The sequence below is a fragment of the Vibrio sp. OPT46 genome (genome assembly GCF_015163535.1).
Lineage (GTDB): Bacteria > Pseudomonadota > Gammaproteobacteria > Enterobacterales > Vibrionaceae > Vibrio > Vibrio alginolyticus.
The window spans coordinates 1-537 of the sequence record NZ_JADDYG010000699.1 but is presented as its reverse complement, the minus strand read 5'-3'; the positions used below and the strand labels follow the sequence as shown (position 1 = coordinate 537).

At 43.0% G+C, this 537-nt stretch carries 1 protein-coding gene; it reads left to right on the top strand.

The window, feature by feature from the left end; all coding sequences use genetic code 11:
- On the top strand, positions 1–537 hold a 537-nt coding region (locus IQR33_RS25505), incomplete at both ends, for a hypothetical protein (protein ID WP_228014134.1).

Sequence of the window (537 nt, the reverse complement as noted above, 5' to 3'; positions counted from 1 at the left end):
ACTATTGACACGTTACGCTCCAATTCGGCAAACTTAACTAGTGTTCGCGGCACTGACCTTGATTACGATAACGCTGACATTGATCGTGCTGATATTAATAGAGCTGACATCAATAACGGCGATATAAATACAGCTAGTATAGGCTCAGCAACAATAGACCAAGCTACAGTACGGAATAGAATCAACCAAACCAACTCATCGCAAATGAATAATTTCGCAGGGGGCTTGGCAATCGGTACTGGTTCAAACATATCAACTCTCGAGAATGGCTCTCTTTATGTCCCTGGAGCCGTTGTTGATTTCAATGACCCCTCAATGTTTTTTGACCCAAATGGCGTTTCTCGAACAAGAGACATTCGTTTGACATCGAGAGGGGGTGTAGCTCTCTCTAACCTAACAAGTAAATATGTTCACCAAGGTTCCGCTACAATAAACGGAGTTGGTGCAATTAAAGGTGTAAATTGTGGTGATGGTGCAGGTTATGCGGCAAATAGAATTGTTGTAGACTGGCAAGATAGTAAGCGTTACCACTCAGCG